The organism is Mucilaginibacter sp. PAMB04274 (assembly GCF_039634385.2).
Taxonomy (GTDB): Bacteria; Bacteroidota; Bacteroidia; order Sphingobacteriales; family Sphingobacteriaceae; genus Mucilaginibacter.
The window spans coordinates 1,299,807-1,319,767 of sequence record NZ_CP155081.2 but is presented as its reverse complement, the minus strand read 5'-3'; the positions used below and the strand labels follow the sequence as shown (position 1 = coordinate 1,319,767).

15 protein-coding genes are annotated in these 19,961 nt (G+C 40.0%); 12 read left to right on the top strand and 3 right to left on the bottom strand.

Annotated features, from left to right (window positions below; genetic code table 11):
* The first annotated feature begins 415 nt into the window (after positions 1–415).
* Entirely contained in the window at positions 416–2,371 is a 1,956-nt protein-coding gene (locus tag ABDD95_RS05455) for a 7TM diverse intracellular signaling domain-containing protein (RefSeq protein ID WP_345950889.1), read from the top strand.
* 55 nt (positions 2,372–2,426) lie between these two features.
* On the opposite strand, the gene ABDD95_RS05450 is transcribed toward ABDD95_RS05455, so the two are convergent.
* Positions 2,427–3,746 (bottom strand): right-handed parallel beta-helix repeat-containing protein, encoded by a 1,320-nt coding sequence (locus ABDD95_RS05450; protein WP_345950888.1) that lies wholly within the window; start codon positions 3,744–3,746, stop codon positions 2,427–2,429.
* A 368-nt stretch (positions 3,747–4,114) separates the two neighbouring features.
* Here ABDD95_RS05450 and ABDD95_RS05445 point away from each other — a divergent pair, with 368 nt between their 5' ends.
* The 11 genes from ABDD95_RS05445 to ABDD95_RS05395 all read left to right on the top strand — a co-directional run bounded on the left by ABDD95_RS05445 (position 4,115) and on the right by ABDD95_RS05395 (position 16,977).
* The gene (locus tag ABDD95_RS05445; protein WP_345950887.1) at positions 4,115–5,497 is read left to right on the top strand and encodes an undecaprenyl-phosphate glucose phosphotransferase; all 1,383 of its coding nucleotides are present in this window, start codon (positions 4,115–4,117) and stop codon (positions 5,495–5,497) included.
* A gap of 39 nt (positions 5,498–5,536) precedes the next feature.
* Positions 5,537–6,328 (top strand): polysaccharide biosynthesis/export family protein, encoded by a 792-nt coding sequence (locus ABDD95_RS05440; RefSeq protein ID WP_345950886.1) that lies wholly within the window; start codon positions 5,537–5,539, stop codon positions 6,326–6,328.
* Positions 6,329–6,362: 34 nt separating this feature from the next.
* Entirely contained in the window at positions 6,363–8,756 is a 2,394-nt protein-coding gene (locus ABDD95_RS05435; protein ID WP_345950885.1) for a polysaccharide biosynthesis tyrosine autokinase, read from the top strand.
* Positions 8,757–8,926: 170 nt separating this feature from the next.
* Positions 8,927–10,123: an O-antigen ligase family protein gene (locus ABDD95_RS05430; protein WP_345950884.1), complete on the top strand. Its 1,197-nt coding sequence runs from the start codon at positions 8,927–8,929 to the stop codon at positions 10,121–10,123.
* Positions 10,104–11,573, top strand: a complete 1,470-nt coding sequence (locus ABDD95_RS05425; RefSeq protein ID WP_345950883.1) for an oligosaccharide flippase family protein — start codon at positions 10,104–10,106, stop codon at positions 11,571–11,573. Before ABDD95_RS05430 ends, ABDD95_RS05425 begins: the two co-directional genes overlap by 20 nt.
* Before the next feature lie 6 nt (positions 11,574–11,579).
* A complete protein-coding gene (locus ABDD95_RS05420) occupies positions 11,580–12,605 on the top strand; it encodes a glycosyltransferase (RefSeq protein ID WP_345950882.1) in 1,026 nt (341 codons plus the stop codon).
* Complete coding sequence (locus ABDD95_RS05415; RefSeq protein WP_345950881.1) at positions 12,583–13,641, top strand: acyltransferase family protein; 1,059 nt, start codon at positions 12,583–12,585, stop codon at positions 13,639–13,641. Before ABDD95_RS05420 ends, ABDD95_RS05415 begins: the two co-directional genes overlap by 23 nt.
* Before the next feature lie 15 nt (positions 13,642–13,656).
* Positions 13,657–14,187: a serine acetyltransferase gene (locus ABDD95_RS05410; protein WP_345950880.1), complete on the top strand. Its 531-nt coding sequence runs from the start codon at positions 13,657–13,659 to the stop codon at positions 14,185–14,187.
* Positions 14,184–15,284: a glycosyltransferase family 4 protein gene (locus ABDD95_RS05405; RefSeq protein ID WP_345950879.1), complete on the top strand. Its 1,101-nt coding sequence runs from the start codon at positions 14,184–14,186 to the stop codon at positions 15,282–15,284. Before ABDD95_RS05410 ends, ABDD95_RS05405 begins: the two co-directional genes overlap by 4 nt.
* Entirely contained in the window at positions 15,284–15,817 is a 534-nt protein-coding gene (locus ABDD95_RS05400; protein WP_345950878.1) for an acyltransferase, read from the top strand. Before ABDD95_RS05405 ends, ABDD95_RS05400 begins: the two co-directional genes overlap by 1 nt.
* A 380-nt stretch (positions 15,818–16,197) precedes the next feature.
* Positions 16,198–16,977: a WecB/TagA/CpsF family glycosyltransferase gene (locus ABDD95_RS05395; RefSeq protein WP_345950877.1), complete on the top strand. Its 780-nt coding sequence runs from the start codon at positions 16,198–16,200 to the stop codon at positions 16,975–16,977.
* 30 nt (positions 16,978–17,007) lie between these two features.
* Here ABDD95_RS05395 and ABDD95_RS05390 read toward each other — a convergent pair whose 3' ends face one another.
* Together ABDD95_RS05390 and ABDD95_RS05385 are read right to left on the bottom strand one after the other, a co-directional pair.
* Positions 17,008–19,089 (bottom strand): right-handed parallel beta-helix repeat-containing protein, encoded by a 2,082-nt coding sequence (locus ABDD95_RS05390; protein ID WP_345950876.1) that lies wholly within the window; start codon positions 19,087–19,089, stop codon positions 17,008–17,010.
* A 535-nt stretch (positions 19,090–19,624) separates the two neighbouring features.
* A complete protein-coding gene (locus ABDD95_RS05385; RefSeq protein ID WP_345950875.1) occupies positions 19,625–19,882 on the bottom strand; it encodes a hypothetical protein in 258 nt (85 codons plus the stop codon).
* Between the last annotated feature and the right edge of the window lie 79 nt (positions 19,883–19,961).

Genomic DNA, 19,961 nt, shown 5'->3' with positions numbered 1-19,961 from the left:
TCAATTAAACAAGAAAAAAATTTATAACTTACTGATAATAAATAATTTACACAGATATTAATACGCTTTATGAACAGTGCATTAGTTAAGTTTAATGCTCATTATTAATACAATAACAGGTTTTGCAATATATCTAGGGAGAAAAGCAATACGTTAAAATCCTGAAAAAAAAGTTTTATGACGGCAATAGTGGTTAGGCAAAAACGCCCCTACTGCGCTAAAACGAAGCTTAAGTGTTAAATTGACAGCTATTTTTGCATAAAGCGTATTAAAATAATATGCTCCGGATACGTTTAAATTTTGGTGCTTTATAACGTATATTTACGCTCCAAATGCATACTGATGGTGCCTTAATGGCTACACAGCTTTGCTAACCAATTATTATTTACCGTCTTATAACAGTAGGCAACTTTCTATGGGCAGAAAAACTTTTACTAGTCTGTTTGTACTTTTTGTAATTATATTTTGGCACACCGCAAATGCTCAAAACACTGTTGAAATAAGCAACAAAATCGAGCAGCATATTTTTATACATGGTGAAGTAAATGTGCTTAAAGAGGATAAAAAGCAGCTAACATTTGGCGATGCGCAACGTGCCGACCGGAACCATCAATTCAAAATTAACTACAATTATTACCCTGAAAATGAACCCAACGCAACTTACTGGTATAAGGTAAAACTACACGTTACACAACCCATAGGCGATAAAGCAGCGGTGATAGAGTTTTTTGATCAGACCACTAATCAAATTACTGCGTTTTTACCCGATTCAAATGGCCGCTATTACGAAAGCCGTGCTGGTGCCGATTACAATTTCACCCAACGGCTTTACCAGCATAAAAACTTCGAGTTTCAATTGCGTGCCTTACCTAAAGGCGACCATACCCTGTATTTCAAGGTGCGGTCTAAAGATGGCGTGAATCTGATTATCGTGTACCGTACGGTAAGCTTTTTTGTACATTATGCTTTAACGGAGTATTTGACCTATGGCCTGTTCTACGGCATTATCTTAATTTTTAGCTTTCATAACCTGCTTATGTTTATGGCGGTTAAAAAGCGCCAGTACCTGTACTATGTATTATATATACTGAGTGTTGGTGTGTTTGAGATGAGCACAGATGGTATCGCCTTTCAATATATATGGCCCAACGCCCCTAACTGGAACCAATACGCCTATGGCGTAGCCTTGTACAGTTTAAGCTTTTTTGCCTTGGTTTTTACTAAAGAACTTTTGCATGTACGAAAAAAAGCGCCCAAGCTGCACCGCCTTATTAATTACGTTATTGCCTTAAGAACAGCCTATTTCCTTTACTGCCTGCTATTTGATCATAGCCTTTTTTATTACAAGTTTGTTGAATTTATTCCGCTGGCTATTGCTTTTGCTACCGGCGTGCGTATATGGCTCAATGGCTTTAAGCCGGCCCGATTCTTTGTATTAGGCTACACTTTCCTTGCCCTTGGCTTTATTGTTAAAGCAATTACGGTGCTGGGTTATGCGCGTATTATACCGGGCGTGGTATCTAATTATAGTCTTGGTTTCAGCTTTGTACTCGAAATGCTGTTCCTGTCTTTCTCCATTGGCGATCAGGTACGGTTGCTGCGCCGGCAGAAAGAAAAAGCGCAGGACGAAACCATCAGGCAAATGGATATCAATTACAAATTGAAAGACTCCATCAATAAAGAACTCGAAATTAAGGTAAATGAGCGCACGCGGGAGGTACTTGAAAAATCAGAAGAGATCATCAAGCAGTCTCAGATAATAGAAGATCAGAACAAAGAACTGGTTACTATAAACCATCAGCTCGAAGAGCAGGCATCTGAGATTACCCGGATGAATGTGTTACTGGAAAAAGACAATATCGAACTCAAGACCAACATTGAGAAAGTGACCGATGCCCGGGTACTCTCAACTGAGCTATCATTTGAGGAGTTCAGCTCCAAGTACCCAGATCAGGAAACCTGCAATAAATTTTTAGCGGATATTAAGTGGGCTAACGGCTTTGCCTGCAAAAAATGCAGTCATGACGCATATAAACATGGCAGGGCGCCGTATAGCCGCCGTTGCACCAAATGCAATTATGAAGAGTCGGTACTGTTTAACACTATCTTTCAGAACAACCGCATTCCTATTAACAAGGCCTTTTATATTGTGTATTTAATTTATACCACCAAAGGCACTATTTCATCTTATCAATTGTCCGAAAAATTGCAGATAAGGCAAAGTACCTGCTGGCAGTATGCCCTGCGCATTAAAAAAGTAATGGAGGAGCATAAACACCGGAGCAAGAAAAATACACGCCAGGGATGGAGCAAACTTATATTAGAGCAACCGGTTACCGCTGTAAAAAGCCCAGCTATGGCTACAAAATAACCTTTGTTAACACTTGCATAAATAACTGATAGTAAGAAGTCGACCTTTCTAACCACTAATACTCATAGGCCCCTATATCTGGTGCGGTACCCTGATCTCTTATGCGGCCGTCAAAATCTGTTTTACTAAATATTATGGTATGGCCCTTATCAATAGCTATACTATTGCTTAGTAGTTTAAAACTGGCCTTAAGTGAATTAGCTGGGTTTACAAACCCCGGATTTACACCGTTTATACAGGCAGGGCCGGTAATGCCCAGTTTTTCATATTTAGGATAGGTAATATTGTAATGTATATTATTTTGATAAGTCAAATTAGTATTAACATAATTTGAGTTGATCATAACGGTCGAATCTGATACCAGGATGTTGTTAATAATTTTATTATCGTTGCTTAATCCGGAAAGGATTTGACCGGCATTTAGCCCTTTGGTACGCGAGTTACAATAAGCCGTATTGTTGATAATATCAATATGATCGCTTTGAAAGGTATGTATGCCAGTACCGCCATTAAACCAGCTAATATTATTCTCAATAAGGGTACGCCCTTGGTAGTTACCTAATCGCGAGCCGTTCTGCTTGTTCCTGAAATCATCGATAATAATGCCATTTCCATCGCTAATCTGACAGTTTTTCATCCACGGCACCAATGATTTATTGTTATAGCATTTATTACGCCTGATAATGTTATGATAGCCCCCTGCCCTGTCCGAATTCCAAAACTGGTAAAATGCAATGCCGCTGGTACCAAATACAGTATACCAGCTGGTGTTGTAAACAGTATTACCTTCTACTATAATATAGTCGGCTTGTATAGCACCAATACCGCCACCTCCACAATCATGTACTGTGTTATTGGAGATAATGATATGGTGTGAACGCTTATTTTTTTCGGGCTGAACTATAATGCCGTTACCATTGTAAAGCGGATCGAGCGTTCCTTTTTTATTTACGCAACCCTGTGGTTGCGCTAGGGCTTTTGCCAATTTTACGTTTGCATTGTCTCCCACCACTTCAAATCCATTTATACGAACATAGCTAGCACCCTTTTTTATAGATATACCCGCCCAACCATCAAACTTAATTACAGGGTGCTGTCCCGGAAAATTAGTGAACACAACATACTTGTTCCTTTTGCCGCCTTTGGTTACAGAGAGCACATCACAAACGTCACAATCATTGCTATACACACCGTTCATTACAAAAACAGTATCGCCAGCTTTGGTTAGCATGGCGGCATTTTGCAAGTGCTTTTTTGCTTTTGCCGGACTCTGCCCGCTAAAGCTGTCGTTACCAGTACGGCTGCTTACATAATAATTTTTTCCGGCAACAGGCAGCCACAGGATCAGGAAACAAAAAGCGTATAAAAATTTCATGTAAGGAGTATTACTTAATAGACAAATTTCAGAACAGCGCGAAATTAAATGAAATACCTGGCCAATTTTTTATTGCAACTCGATTCACAAAGTCGGATTTTATATTTAGGTTTGTTGCCGCAAATTGCCGCTTTAATTAACCATTAATATATTATATATGTATTATGAGTTAATAATATCATCCCACAATAAATTATAACCGCCCTTTAAAAAACTATAGCTGATACCAAAAGCCTTGGGTTTACCATTAACATCTGCTTTGGCATAAATGTTGAATGCTTGTGCTTAAATTGTTGCATTTAAACTATTAGTAAATAAAACTTGCATTGAATTTTAAACGATTTGAAGTATAAGTTATACACTAATTCATGGAAACAAGGAGTTTTTACATTCTGAGATATGCACTCGCTTTTAGCGACATGCTGCTGGTCAATTTATGTTTTTATGCCGCTTCCAATTTATCAAATACTTATGATTCGACTTTTACACTTGACTACCGCTATGATTTAATCATAAGCAACTTATTATGGATACTATGTACATCTATATATGGTTTATACTTCGATAAAACCATTCATAAATTAGAAAGCGTGTACAAAACCACCTCGCAAAGTATTATACTGCACCTTGTACTGTTTCTAACGTTTCTTTTCTTTTGTGAGCAAACTCATTTTCCGCGGCGGTTCTTAATTTATTTTTATGCGGTAATGGTGATGGGATTTTTGCTCAGCCGTTTTATCGGAACACTGATAATGAGTCTTTACAGCAAGAATTTACACATGGGTAAAGCGGTGGCTGTGTTGGGTATGAATGAGTGTGGCCTAAAATTGGCGTCCTATTTGATCAAACAAAACAGTTTAAATTTTGTAGGTATCCTGGATAAGGACAGGGCAAACGCTCACAGCAATGAGGATGTTGACCTGTCGGATGCTGTACAATATATACGTAACGCGGCATTAAATGGAGTGGAGGAAGTTTATATATCTGTTAAGCCAGATAAGATAGACAACCTAAGCTACCTGCTTAAAGTAGGCGAGCAAAATTGCATACGCCTGAAATTTGTACCTGATTTGAGCGGATTAGAATCAAAATTTAAATTTAACCGCATGGGAGATTTCGCAGTGTTATGCGCACGCCGCGAGCCTTTGGAAGATATAACAAACAGGTTTAAAAAACGTGTATTTGACATTGCTGTTAGCCTTGGAGTGATCGTTTTCATTTTCAGTTGGCTATACCCGCTTCTGGCCGTACTTATTAAATTACAAAGCCGCGGCCCGGTGTTTTTTGCCCAGTTACGCACAGGCCGTAACAACAGGCCATTTTGGTGCTACAAGTTTAGAAGCATGCGCATGAATACGGACAGTGATAAACGGCAGGCCAGTGTAAACGATGACCGCATAACGCCAATAGGCCGGTTTATCCGGAAGACGAGTCTCGACGAGTTTCCGCAGTTTTTTAATGTTTTGCTGGGTTATATGAGTATTGTTGGCCCACGGCCGCACATGCTTTCGCATACGGAGCAGTACAGTAAAATAATTGATAAATACATGGTGCGCCAATTTCTAAAACCAGGTATTACCGGATGGGCACAAATAAACGGCTATCGCGGTGAAACCCGTGAGAGTTACCTGATGGAAAAACGAGTGGAACACGACATCTGGTATATGGAACACTGGTCGGTTATGCTCGATCTTAAAATTGTGTTCCTGACGATAATTAATATGATAAGGGGCGAAAAGAACGCTTATTAAAGTTAAATTTTAAATCTACTATATAATACAAGTACCATTATGAAAACAAACGTTACCATTAAATCTTCTAACTTCTTTCAGCTGCTTGTGGCAGTAGCTGTACTGTTCCTAAGCTCATGTGCATCATACCAAAAAGTACCATACTTTCAGGACTTGAGCCGTAGCCAAATTACCAGTACTGAAATCAACAATTTATCTTTCCCAACCATTCAGGCTAAAGACCAAATCTCAATCAGCGTAACCAGTTTAAATCAGGATGCTGCCAATGTATTCTCTAACAACGTACAAAATGCGGGCACTACAACCGAAAGCCCTGTTTATGGCTATGTGGTTGATCAGAACGGCGAAGTTAAGCTGCCATTAGTAGGTGTAACCAAAGTGTCCGGGATGACTACTCAGCAAGTAGCTACCATGCTGGAGCAGCGCCTGGCTACTTACTTAACAACACCAACAGTATCTGTTAGGTTGGTAAATTTTAAAGTTGCCGTATTAGGCGATGTATTACGCCCGAATGTATATACCAGCCCAAGCGAAAGATTAACCATTACTGAGGCATTAAGCTTAGCAGGCGATTTAAATATTACCGGTCACCGCGATGACGTAGTGCTGGTAAGAGAAGTTGATGGTAAAAGAGTTTACGTTCCTATCGACCTGACTTCTAAAAAATTGTTCGAGTCGCCATACTTCTATCTAAAACCAAATGATTTGATTTATGTGCAACCTGGTAAACTTAAATTAGCCAACGCCGATAACGGTTACCAAAAAGCATCACTTATCATTTCGGCATTATCACTAATTGCCATTGCTATATCCCTATTTCATAACAACTAAGCCTTAACCGGTTACTATACAATTAAGTGTTAAAATGGACAATAAAAGTCATTTTACAGATCTCAGGTCTGTTTTAAAACGATACCTCTACCACTGGCCCCTGTTTTTACTGGGGCTTATATTAGCCGCTGCCGGAGCCTATACTTATCTGCAAACTGCAAACCGGGTTTACGAAGTTAGTGCAACCATTTTGGTTAAAGACGAAAAAAAGTCGCCCGAAGAGAAATCTATGGTACCAGAACTGGATCAATCGGCCTCTCCTAAAAATGCAGAGGCCGAGATTGAAATATTGCGTTCAAAAAACCTCATTAACCAGGTAGTAAACAGATTTCAGTTATGGACCACCTACAAGACCAAAAGAGGCTTAAAAACACTTGATTTGTATGAGTCGACCCCGGTAAAATTTGAGATGGTGCAGAAAGCAGGTATGCTTACTGCCCACTCTCTTGAAGTGCTTATAAAAGATAAAAATAGCTTTGAGATTGAAAATCTAAGCGGCCAAAAGCAAACAGTTGCTTTTAATACGCCTTACAAAAGCGAGTTTGGAAGCTGGAAACTTAAACCGACAGATTTTATTGACCAATATATTGGCTCAACCATCACTATTGAGGTTGATGATGAACAAGCGGTTACTAACAACTACGTTAAATCGCTTGATGCACATTTACTCGATAAAACGGCACCAACTATTGGCTTATTTGTGAGTGACGAAGTACCTCAACGCGGACGCGACTTTTTGAACGGCTTAATTACTGCATACAACGATGCGGCAATGGCGGAGCAAAAGCGTAAAACCAAATCCACTATCGACTTTATCGACAATCGTTTATCTTCCCTTTCGGGTGAGCTAAGCCATGCCGAAAAAAGCGTTCAGGGATACCGCAGCAGCCAGGGATTAACCGACATCAGCACCCAGGCTAAAACCTATCTCGAAAACACCCAGTCTAACGATTCGAAACTGAATGATGTAAACGTGCAACTTAATATCATTAACGGTATTGAGCAGTATGTAAATTCATCATCAGACAATCCACCATCAACCATGGGTATCTCCGACCCTACCCTGGTAAATTTGGTAAGCAAGCTTTCAGAGCTTCAACTAAAACGCAGTGCGTTGCTGGCCACCACGCCCGAGAGCAACCCTATGTTTAACCCAATCAACAAACAAATTACGCTAACCAAGCAATCAATTAAAGATGCTATCAGCGGCGTAAAATCATCGTTGCTAAATTCTAAACGTGAGTTACAATCAGTAAACAACAGAACACAATCTTCTATCCGAGACCTGCCTGTTCAGGAACGTCAGTTTGTGGATATGAAAAGGCAGCAGTCTATTAAAGAGAACCTGTATGTTTACCTATTGCAAAAACGGGAAGAGCTGGCTTTAAGCTATGCCTCTACCTTTACTGATGCCCGCATAGTAGATAATGCTACCGTTGGTGATGTGAAATGGCCACGGCCGGCGCTTATATCTGCAATTGCATTACTGTGCGGCATTGGGTTGCCATTCCTGCTCATCTTCTTCCGCGATTCATTTAATGATAAGGTTACCAGTCGCCGTGATATTGAGCGTGCTGTAGACGTACCTATTGCGGGTGAAGTTTCATATGATACCAGCGACAACAAAGTGATTGTTGTAAACAACAAGCACAGTTTGCTGGGCGAGCAATTCAGAACCATACGCACCAATTTGTACTATTTGCATCAAAACCGTAAGCTTAGTCCATCGGCCATCAAGCTAAACCTTCACAACGGCAGCTTAGAGAGCAGTTCATTACATGATGGCAATGATAACCATGCCCGTGTAACTCTCTTTACATCGAGCATTGCTAAAGAAGGCAAAAGCTTTGTGAGCACTAACACAGCCGTAGCATTAGCCGCCTTACGCAGAAAAACAGTTATTTTAGAAATGGACCTGCGTAAGCCTAAAATTCTAAAGAATTTTGACCTGTCGGCAGATCATATAGGCATAACCGACTACCTAACCCACAAAGCTAATCTTGATAGCATTATACGGCCATCGGGCATCCCTTACCTGGATATTATAGGAAGCGGTGAAATTTCAAGTGAGCCATCAGAATTATTGGAAAGCAACAAACTAGCCGAACTGATTGCCGAACTGCGCGAACGTTATGATGACGTAATCATAGACTCTCCGCCCTTGCACCTGGTAACAGATGCCATGATTATATCTAAACTGACGGATATTAATCTTTATGTAATCAGACAAGGGTATACCGGTAAGGAAGAGCTCACTTTCATAAAAGAGGTTAACGATAGTGAAAAGATAGCTAATTTGAATTTGGTATTCAATGGCATTCGCACTAATAAGTACGGCTATGGTTACCGCTATGACAACAGCTACTATTCTGAGCCACAAAAAGCAACATTTACGGGTTCGTTTAAACGCTTTATGAGCCGGTTTTAGTAACCGGCCATTTACTTATTTAACAATATACTGTTTGATATTTTTCAATGTCGGATAAATTGATTTTCATTTTACCGGGCATAACCTTACTGCTGTTCTTTATTAACGTTTTTTGTAAAGGGAATACAGTACAATCATGCCTGTTATTCATCCTAACTTTTTTGCCCCTCATGGATCTCAAAGTAACCATTGAGGCCTGGGGTGGCTTTAAAGTATTTGATTTTATTTGCGTTTACTGTCTTGTATTCCTGCTTAAGGAGTTTATAACCATCAACCTGAATGTAAATAACAACCTTTACTTTTTGCTGTTCTTGCTACTCGGCATTGTTACGCTTATAGGTGGCCTGGCATCTGAGTTTCCGGATAAAACATACCTTAACGTAGTAAAAACATGCACTATATTCATTTTTGGACGGTTTTTGCTAACTGAAATTTATAAAGACCCAACGTTTCATTACCGGGCCATAAAAGCGTTAAAGGTGGCCTATTTCGTTTCGCTGGCTTTCCTGCTTTTGCAGGTAGTTGTAGGGCTTAAACTTACCTTCTATCCTTCACTGGCACCAAACACAGTCGACCCGGTATTTAAGACGATACGTTACCCCGGCGTATTTTACGATTCGCAGGCCAGCGGTCAGTTTCTGGCTATGGGCAGCTTTTTATTTTTATACTTTGAGAAAAACGCACCACGCAAAACAGCCGTACTTAACTACCTGGTATTTGCCATTGCCGTTGCAGGTGTAATACTGGCCGGCAGCCGGGCTGCATTGGGAGGCCTTGTTTTAGGTTTGGTTGTTGTAATCATGCTCGGGTCAGCCCAGTACCGGTTATACGGTAGCATTGTAATAGGCGCGGGTTTAATTGCTTACCTGGTATTCACGCCCTCATCAGGTATCTTTGAACGGGCTGGCAATATTTCTGAAGACTACTCATTCCGTGCCTCTATTTGGAAAGAAGCTTTACAAATTGCTAAAAAGCACCCTTACCTGGGCATTGGCAGTAATAACTATCAGAACTATATTATGCGGCACGTACAGGATCAGTACCTAGAGGTGGAAAACAACGAGCTGGTTTACTTTACACAGCCCGAGAACGGCTACCTGAAAATTATGGTTGAACTGGGTTATACAGGCTTTGCCATATTTGTATTGTTTTTGGCCATACCTATCCTTAAAGGGCTCATTAACTTTTTTACAGGCGTGTACGACCGGCGTGTTTTGTTGTTGATTGCGGCGCTCATTAGCTGGATGGTTGCCTTTTACACTGTTTATACTATATCCGAATTTCGGCTACTCATCATGATAACAAGCATGCTTATCCTGATTATATCATTCCCACGAAACGATTACGATGCTAACAGCGCAGCCTGAAAAGAAAAATAAGCTCTTGCAATCATCGCTGGTTAAAAACAGCGCTTGGGGAATTATTGCCAATATTTTACAAATTGTATTCGTATGCCTTTTTTTCGCCATAGTAGCACGCAAGTATCATCCTGATGAGTTTGCACGGTTTTTAATATCGAATACGGTATATCAAATCGTAGCAGCATTTTCATCGATGGGTTTGGGTCAGTGGTTTATTAGGCAGTATGTATTGGAGGATAATAAGCTATCATTTACCAGTAAGTTTTTGAAAATGCAGGCAGGCCTCGGCCTGCTGTTTATGGTGGTAAACATACTGCTTGCACTGGTTATATATCCTGATGCGCAGATTCGCATCTTATGCTTTATACTGGGTACCAACATCATTTTTGACAATTTTATTAATGCAATAAAAACCTTGAACATAGCAGAGGGTGAGCAAAAGAAGACGGCAGTCATCTTAGTGGCCGATGGGTTTTTGAAATTACTGGTAGGCTGCCTTCTGTTCATTTATCCTCTAAGCACCGTAGTGTTATCGGTATTGATGATTGTGGTACGTCTGTTAACGGTAAGCTTGTTCATTAAAGTAGGTTCATCAAACAGCATTAGTTTAAAACTGCTCTGGCAGGCGCAAATAGTATGGGAGGATGTGAAACAGCTGGTTGTTAAAAACTGGCAGTTTATGGTGATAGGCAGTATCTCTATTATTTACTGGAAAATTGGTAACATTATCATCTCCAAACAACTAAGCCTCGCCAATGTGGCCGATTATGAAATTGCTTTTCGCATTTTCTCTGTACTGCAGATTGTACCGGTAGTGGCGGCATCAACGGTTTATCCGCAATTTATTAAATATTACAACGAAGGCAGGCAGGCAGATCTAAAGGGCTTCTTTCATAAAGTTTTTATGTTATATACTGCTTTTGCGGTCCTATCGTATGCCTTCATCTACGCATTTTCTGGGCTCATTGTGCCTTTAGCGTTTGGTAATAACTATCCGGGTGCGGCACTTTGTATGCAGCAAATGTTTTTAACCTTTCTGCTGTTGCCTACGGTTATTTTACAAGCCAACATTATTGTAGCCATCGGGCTCGAAAAATTGGATATGTGGTTTAATCTGCTAAGCTTGGTTATTAATGTGATTGGCTGCTTAATTGGTTTACACCTTTACAAGGAGCTTTACATAGTGAACTACTCCATATTCATATCTTTCTTTGCGTTTCATGTGCTGCAAGATGTATCGCTTATACGCCGTAAAATAATGACCGTGAGCCACTGTCTGCTATTTTACGTCATTTTATTAGGAACCATTGTAAGCTGCTGGTATTTCAGCTCTATGATGAACCCTTACTTGTTTTTTGTATGTTTTGCTGCAATTTTAACGCTTGTATTTATGTTATACGCCTTTGGGCAAAAACGATTAAATGCAGGCGGGCTAATTAATGAAATTAAACTGTAAGCCAACATGCCTACCCTATCTGTAATTGTACCGGTTTATAACAAAGAGCAATACATTGCCGCTTGCATTCAATCCATCTTGGATCAAACATTTACCGATTTTGAACTTATTTTGGTTAATGATGGCTCAAAAGATGATAGCGCAGCCATTTGCCAGCGCTTTGCCGAAACAGATAAACGCGTGAAGCTAATCAACAAACCTAACGGAGGTGTATCTACTGCACGTAACCGCGGTTTAAGCGAGGCTTTGGGAGAGTATATAGGCTTTATAGATAGTGATGATACGATAGACCCTGATATGTATGAGCTGCTTTTGAGGAATATTAAGACATACAATGCCGATGTATCCGTTTGCCGGCTCAGAACTATATTTCCTAATAAAGTGGTAGCGCCGCAGGAAACGCCAGGGATAGAAAAATATGATCGGGAACACGCATTATCGCTATTTTTGAAAGGCGAGCTGGATATGAGCGCTAATACAAAGGTTTATAAGGCGGCATTAGCTAAATCTGTTGAATTTGCCGGGCGTATGTATGAAGATATCCTGTACCTGAGTCAGATATTTTTGAAAGCGCAAAATACCGTACTGGAAAACGCTATTAAATATAACTACCTGGTGCGTGATAACTCGGTGAGTGTTGGGCAGTTTAGCCCTAGATATTTTGAGACGACAGCCGTGTCGGCCAGCATTGTAAACCGGGTACAAGAGCAAGCGGTTAACTGCCTGCCCGAGGCGCAGGCCTTCGATGTGATGGCCAACATCTCATTACTAAACCTGTTACTGCTGTCGGGCAAGGATGCATACCCCGAACAATATAACCGGGTAACGCACACCCTAAAGCACTATAGCTATTTCATAAATAAAGATGGACATGTGCGGCGAAAGCACAAGTATGCTTACCGTATGTTTACTGCATCGCCCTGGCTGTATACGCAAATCATGTACTTGTATAGCGTTTTAACCGGTGCCGAAATAACCAAACGAACTCAAAAACAACCCTCAACTATAGATGCCGCTACCGGAGCTCAATAATCGTATTAACTGGATAGACAACTTACGGGTTGTAGCTATAACCTTTGTTATAGGCATCCATGTTACGGCTTATGGCGTAGTTAATGAGGTTAATAAGGTGGGGGCTACCAACAATTGGTGGGTGTGCAATTTCTACGAGTCGGCTTTTAGGTGCTGTGTCCCTTTTTTCCTGATGTTAACCGGCGCTTTATTGCTGCCGCAAGAATTACCCTTAACGGCATTTTTAAAAAAGAGACTTAACCGCATACTGTGGCCGGCCATTTTTTGGGGGTGTGTTTATGTGGCCTATAATTTCGGCATCAAACATAAAAATGAGGGACAGGAGGCATTTGGCAATATTGGCCCATGGTTAAGCACTCAATTGCTGGATGGCCCTATATACTCCTACTGGTACATTTATGTGCTTATTGGCCTGTACCTTATTATACCCATACTACAGCCCTGGATACAAAAAGCCAGCAACCGGGCCTTGCAATACTTTTTAATTATATGGGTTATTACACTGGCTTTAAATCAATTTAAGGCCGTGCCTGCTTCATCTCCTATAGAGCTGCGGTATTTTAGTGGTTATGTTGGATTTTTAATACTTGGCCATTACCTGGCCAACCGCGTTATCATTACTAAAGCACTTAAATACCTTGCGGTGGCGCTTATATTAACTGGTTTTTTCATAACTTTTACAGGCACGTATTTACTATCGCATAAGGCCGGTACTTTCACAGCATCCTTGTATGAATATCTTACGCTTAACGTAGTTTTGCTGTCAGCAGGTGGCTTTATTTATATTAAAGGCGCCTTTACCGGTACGCCGCCTGATACTTTATTGAACGTAAGAAATTTTATGACCCGGTACGGGTTTAGTATCTACCTGATTCACCCGTTACCACTTATGTTTATGGTTCACTTTAATTTGAACTATAATTTGGTAACACCGTTAATAGGGATACCTTTAACTACCATTATTTGCCTGTTAATTACCTGCTTTATAGCGTGGGCTGTTAGTAAACTACCTTACGGGAGGTACATAACAGGATAAATTATTATAGCGTATATGTCCTTCTTTACTTTTATTTTTCAAGACTGGGATGCAAACAAAGGCAATATAAAAGGCCGTGTTATACTCCTGCTTTTCCGAATAGCTAATTTTTGCTCTACCCGTAAAATCTATTATTATATAGGTTTTGTGTACCTGTTATTTTACCGCATCTTGGTAGAGTGGTTCTTTAGTGTAGAAATACCATGGAACACTAAAATAGGCAAGAACCTGCGCCTGTATCATGGTCAGGCCTTAGTAATGACCAATCAGGTTGTGATTGGTGAAAACTGCACCTTAAGACAAAGCACTACTATTGGCAATAAGCAATTAAAAGACGGTGGCTTTAGCGCTTCGCCAAATATTGGAAATTATGTAGACATAGGCAGCAACGTGTGCATAATAGGCAACATTGTAATTCAGGACCATGTTAAGATTGGTTGCGGAGCTGTGGTGGTTAAAAACGTATCACCTTACAGCGTTGTAACCGGCAACCCCGGTGTTGAGAGAAAAATAACAAGTGCCCTAACAAATTCGACAACTGTATGAAATCGCGTATATTATTTAGTGTGCCCACCCGCCACCATGTTGAAATTGCGTTAGATGAGTTGGATGGCCTGCAGGAACTTGGATATACGTGCGGCCAGTTTAGCTATGCAGCTAAAGAAGGTGTTACTTCTACGCCCGGCAGGTTGAAAGTAATTGTGCAAAATGCGCTCTCGCTCATTAGAACTGCCCGCCAGTTTAAACCCGATGTTATCTATTTAAACTCGAGGCTGGAAGCGCTTGCCGGCATACGCGATTTTATAACTATATCATTATTCAAAACTTTTTACCGGCAGCCTGTAAAGTTCCTGCTTAAATCGCATGGTTCAGACATGGCCGTACTGCAAAGCACCAAAGGTATTTTGCAAAAGCTGGTGCTCCCTTATTTACGAAAAAATGTAACGGGCTGGCTTTTTTTGTCGTCAGAAGAAAAGGCTAACATTGTGGATTCGGGCTTTTTGCCAGCTGATAGAGTGTTTGTAACTAAGAACATTGTACGCACTAATCATTTCAAAAAAGATCCGGCATTTAAATCAAAACTTAATATAACAGAAAGCACGCAGGTTTTACTATTTGTTGGCCGGCTGATACCCGAAAAAGGTATTAACGAAGTAATTGAGGGCTTTGCCAAACTACCGCACAATGCCGATGCGATATTGATAGTAGTGGGATGGGGAACCGAAGAGGAAAATTTAAAAAAGCGATGCCAGGAGTTGGGCATTAATGAAAAAGTGATTTTTACCGGTTTCGTACCTGAGCAGGATGTGGTTAGCTACTATGCCAACAGCGATATATTAGTTTTTCCTACTTATTTCCCTGAAGGGTTTCCAATGTCGCTGTTTAATTCAGTAGCTGCTGGTTTAGCCGTTATTACTACCCCTACCCGCGCCGCGGCAGACTACCTGACTGAGCCGGTTAATTGCCTGTGGGTTGAACCACAAAACAGCCAAAGCGTATACAACGCTGTACAAAAATTACTGAACAACTCCCAATTGGCACTAAGTATGCGGGATAATAATGTTGCCAAAGGTGAATCGTTCAGCAAAAAGCAGGTATCTTTGGAGCTCGCTCAAATAGTTAATCAGTCAATTAAATTGTAATGTGGTTAATAACTGCTTTAAAAAAACTCAGAAACGAGCTGTTGCGTAGAGTAATTTACCGCAGATACCAGATTGGTCCTGGCTTTCACAGCGGTATCAGGGTACGGATTTGGGCGCGGCAGAAAATAGTTATTGGCAAAAACTTTTACATTGGCCGCGACTCATTTATTGAAAGCGACGTGGTTATTGGCGATAACGTACTTTGGGCAAACCGTGTTGCACTGGTAGGAAGGTACGATCATAATTACCAGCAGGTAGGCGTACCGGTTAGACTGGCCTCACAAATACGTGATAAAGACTATAACTGGCTCGGTTTGGACAATCTTACCGTTATAGGTGACGACGTTTGGGTGGGCTATGGATGTATTATTATGAGTGGCGTTAGAATCGGCACCGGTTCCATTATCGCAGCTGGCTCTGTAGTCACCAAAAATGTGGAGCCCTACTCTATATATGCAGGAGTGCCTGCTAAAAAGATCAAAGACCGATTCAATTCTCAACAAGAATTAGAGCAACATATAAAAAGTGCCTAATTTTCGCTACTGTAAACTTAACTGCAGTTTCCTAATATTTCCGGATGCGAAATACGATTAATTTTTAACATATTAAATTTCGCTAAAATTTAGTAGATTTGTGCCTATATGCACGTTGTTCACTAAACTGAACAGTTAAAAATATATTAAAACCTATACTATTGAAGTTTAAACACTTCTTGTCTATAACTTATACGATATTGAACCAAATAAGTTACTGTAAAAAGTAATATATAATATTTTTTGAAAATATTATAGCGTATGAGTTAATTGGCATGCTTACTGCATAGTTTAACATGATTTTAGATATTAATAATACTTTATTAACAGTATAGAATTAATATTATTCATTAATTAACAATATTAACCATAGGTAAAAAATGTTACTTCAAAATCAATACAGCTTATCCGAGTATCCGATTTTCGATCATAATATTGATGATCTTTTGACCGACAATTTACCCCAAAAATCTGTGCTGATTAATACCATAAACCAGTACTCGTTTTGCATGGCCGCTCAAGACAAAGATTTCAAGGAATCATTGCAACACTCGGACATACTACTTCCGGATGGCGTTGGTGTGGTTGCCGCTACACGCTTTTTAACCGGCGAGAAACTCCATAAAATAGCCGGCGCAGATGCACATGGTTTCCTGCTTAAAAAATTGAATAAGGATGGTGGAAAATGTTTTTACTTGGGTGCATCAGAAAGCACTTTAAAAAAAATCAAAGAAAAGCTATCTAAGGAATATCCGAACGTTAAAGTTGGTTCTTACTCTCCCCCATTCAAAAAAGAATTTAGCGATTTGGATAACGCTGATATGGTTAAAGCGGTTAACGCTTACAAACCAGATGTATTGTTTATAGGCATGACTGCTCCTAAACAAGAAAAATGGGCTTACCAGCACAAAGCACAACTCAATGCCAGGGTTATATGCACTATAGGCGCCGTGTTTGATTTTTACGCAGGTACGGTTGAACGCCCAAGTAAGGTATGGATAAATTTAGGTTTAGAGTGGTTGGGCCGTTTGGTGCATGAGCCAAAGCGCTTATGGAAAAGATACCTGTACTACGGACCTGTATTTGTTGGGTTAATATTGAAAGAAAAATTTAGACCTAGCGCTTATAAGTCTATTATGCATAAAGCGTCGTTAAACTAGCAAATATTTCACTATGCCACCGCAGGCTGCTTACCTTTGCAGCCTGCCCGAAGATGCAGAGCGAGAGGTATTAGCTGCCAAATAGCTTACTGCGTTATTACGTGGCACATCAACTGCAGCCACTCTCGAAACTTTTGCCGGCTGCCTGCTGCTTAAGAGCAACACCACCGATGAATAAGAACCAATGTTTATTTTACCTGAATAAACATTGTTGTGCGCATCCACATAGCGATTTTTTAATACCACAGTTTTGCTGCTATTGCTGGCATTGTACTCAAACAACATCGACTCCGAGTTAGCTTCTGTAGAAGATATATCTTTGCCTGAGGTTGATTTCCAATTAGCCAGGTTATAATTTTTAAAATCATTTTTTCCGTTCTTCACTGTCGCGGCCTCTATAGTTGCTGTTTTGCGGGCCGGCTGGTAATAGTAATTACTGTCAAGTTGGCCAAACTCGCTAATATCATCCTGGTGGGTTGAAAACTTAGCGGTAGACTGAACCGGGGAAGCGGACATGAACGTGTTGTTACGAATTTTGTTATTGCGGATGTAGCTGCTGGTTACCAGGTAATGGTCCTGCTCTAATCTTAGCTGTACACCATTATTCACTACATTGTTGTTGTGGATGGTTACATCTTTCGCATTATGAATTTTGATACCGTTATTATTGCACATTGCTACAGTGTTGCTGGCTATAGTTACACTTTGCGAGTTATCGTCAATGTATATACCTTCAGCCTGTAAAGAGGTAGACCGACCAGCACCCGAAGCATTGCCAACACCGTGTAGTATAATGTTACCAATTACTTTCTTGTTGATAGTCTTGGTCCAGTCGCCAATATAGATACCACCACCATCATCCTTAACAAGGCAAAAATAGGCTATATAATTATTCTTAACATAAGACGAGTTACCACCGAAGTATATGCCGTTATAACCAACACTATCAATTGTATTTTTTACAATCTTGGTGTTATCGCCAAACGAAGTGATGGCTTCATAAGTACCCGAACCACTTTTACCAGCACCAGCTATTAGTCCGGTGTTTTGGATGTGATTATTTAGGATAGACGAATTGGCGCAACCGGCATCAAAAGAAATACCACTGCTTAATGAATGATTGATCTGGCAGTTTTCAACCGACATAAAAGGCGTATAGTTTGCATATACAGCTTCGGCCCCAGTCATATCTATGCTACAGTTTTTAATGGTAATGTTTTTGGCCTGGATAATATTAAAAGTGTTATTGCCAGCGCCTGTAAACGCAAGATTTTCAAAAGTGATGTAATTGAACCGGCGTATATCTACCAGGTTGTTTACAACCGATGTTTTAACAGCCAACGCATTTGGATTTTTTGATCCGAAATACACTTGCATATTTTTTCCGGCAGCGTCATAGTACCACTCGCCAAAAACATCAAGTGTTTTTGCGCTCTTTTGAATAAAATAACCATATCCGTTAGTCGGCATATCGCGAGTACCGGCGGCATAGGTTAAGGTACCACCAGCCTGTGACGTTACTTGGCTCTTGTCAATAATCCACCTGTTTTTACGGATCACCACTTCAGCGCCAGTCCAGTTTATATCGTCGGCAAGTTCCTTGTCAGTAATTGAACTGTTAGCCTGGTGTGACTCATATGAAAGGTAACCGGCATTAGGATATCTACCCATAGGCTTTTGCGCGCCGTTAACTAAGAGCAATGAACCGGTTGCCTCACATGCAGTTTGGAATACGCCTGTTTTAACCTGTTTCCAGTTGGTTAATGTGGCCAAGCCGTTAATTTCGGGTGTTTTACCACTGCCATAGGCGCCAAGATAAATAGGTGAAAATACCGCACCTGATTTTGATGCGATGATAGAGCCATTAAATACATCACCTCTTTTAAAAAGAACAGAGTCACCCGAATTCAAGTTCCTGAAAAATGTGTTTAGCTTGCTTAAGGATTTCCAGGGTGTGGCCGGATTGCGCGCCTGCAAACTATTGTAATCATCGTTACCAGTTGAGCTGGAGAAGTAATATACTGTAGCATATCCGGAGTTAGATAGTGCTGTTAGCAAGCATAAAGCTATCGTTTTACCGATAGCTTTATACAAGTTATCAAATATTTTCATGTATCGGCGCTTATATAAAAAAGTAACTAAATAGGCTATAAATAATTAACCATGAACAAAGGTTTCCCATAACTAAAGCGATAATAATAGCTAGCTTATTAGTGCTTATTATGTAGTTTTTTTGTGTCATATTAGTTATTACGATTAAGTTATAAAGAAGGTTACACAAAAGCAAAAAATTGTCGCAAAAAACAAACACAGCGACCTTAAAATACTACACCAAGCATAAAAAATTTAAAAAATCAGGCAAATAACACGCATGCCAGTTTGGCCAGTCATTAACAAGAAGAGCAGATAATTGCCTAAAAAGGCTGTTTATTAGGTTAATGCAGAACCCAAAGAATTTGAGAGATGTATATTCGAAAAGAAAAGCGTCCAGATAAATACCCCGTGCCAAAGGCACTATATCTGTAATTTTATTTTAATTAAAATGAAGGGAGAGCGCTTTAAAGACAAATAATATCGTTATTATTTATTATTTTACTTTAAATGAAATAGGTAAATAACCCAAAGAAGGTATTTGCCAACAGTTGGCTTAAGATTGCAATTGGGAAGTTTCGACTTCGGGTGTTTTAAAGGTTTTGCCACGCTTTAAAGCATTGAGTTGAGTCTCTAACGCCTTGATCATGAATTCATCTTGCACATTTGAGACATAATTCCCAACCTTGGGGCCATTTTCAACTTCAAAAGCAATAATTGCAAAACCACAACCCGGAATTTCAGATTTTACGTAATCAGCAAGGTCACGCATTTTCTGACCATTTAACTTTAAGCTATTATTTGCGGCACTCATATAACAGGTATTTACTAATATTAAGTTTTACGATAACCTGGGTCAAAAGGTTATATAAAACTTTTTAAATTTAAATTAT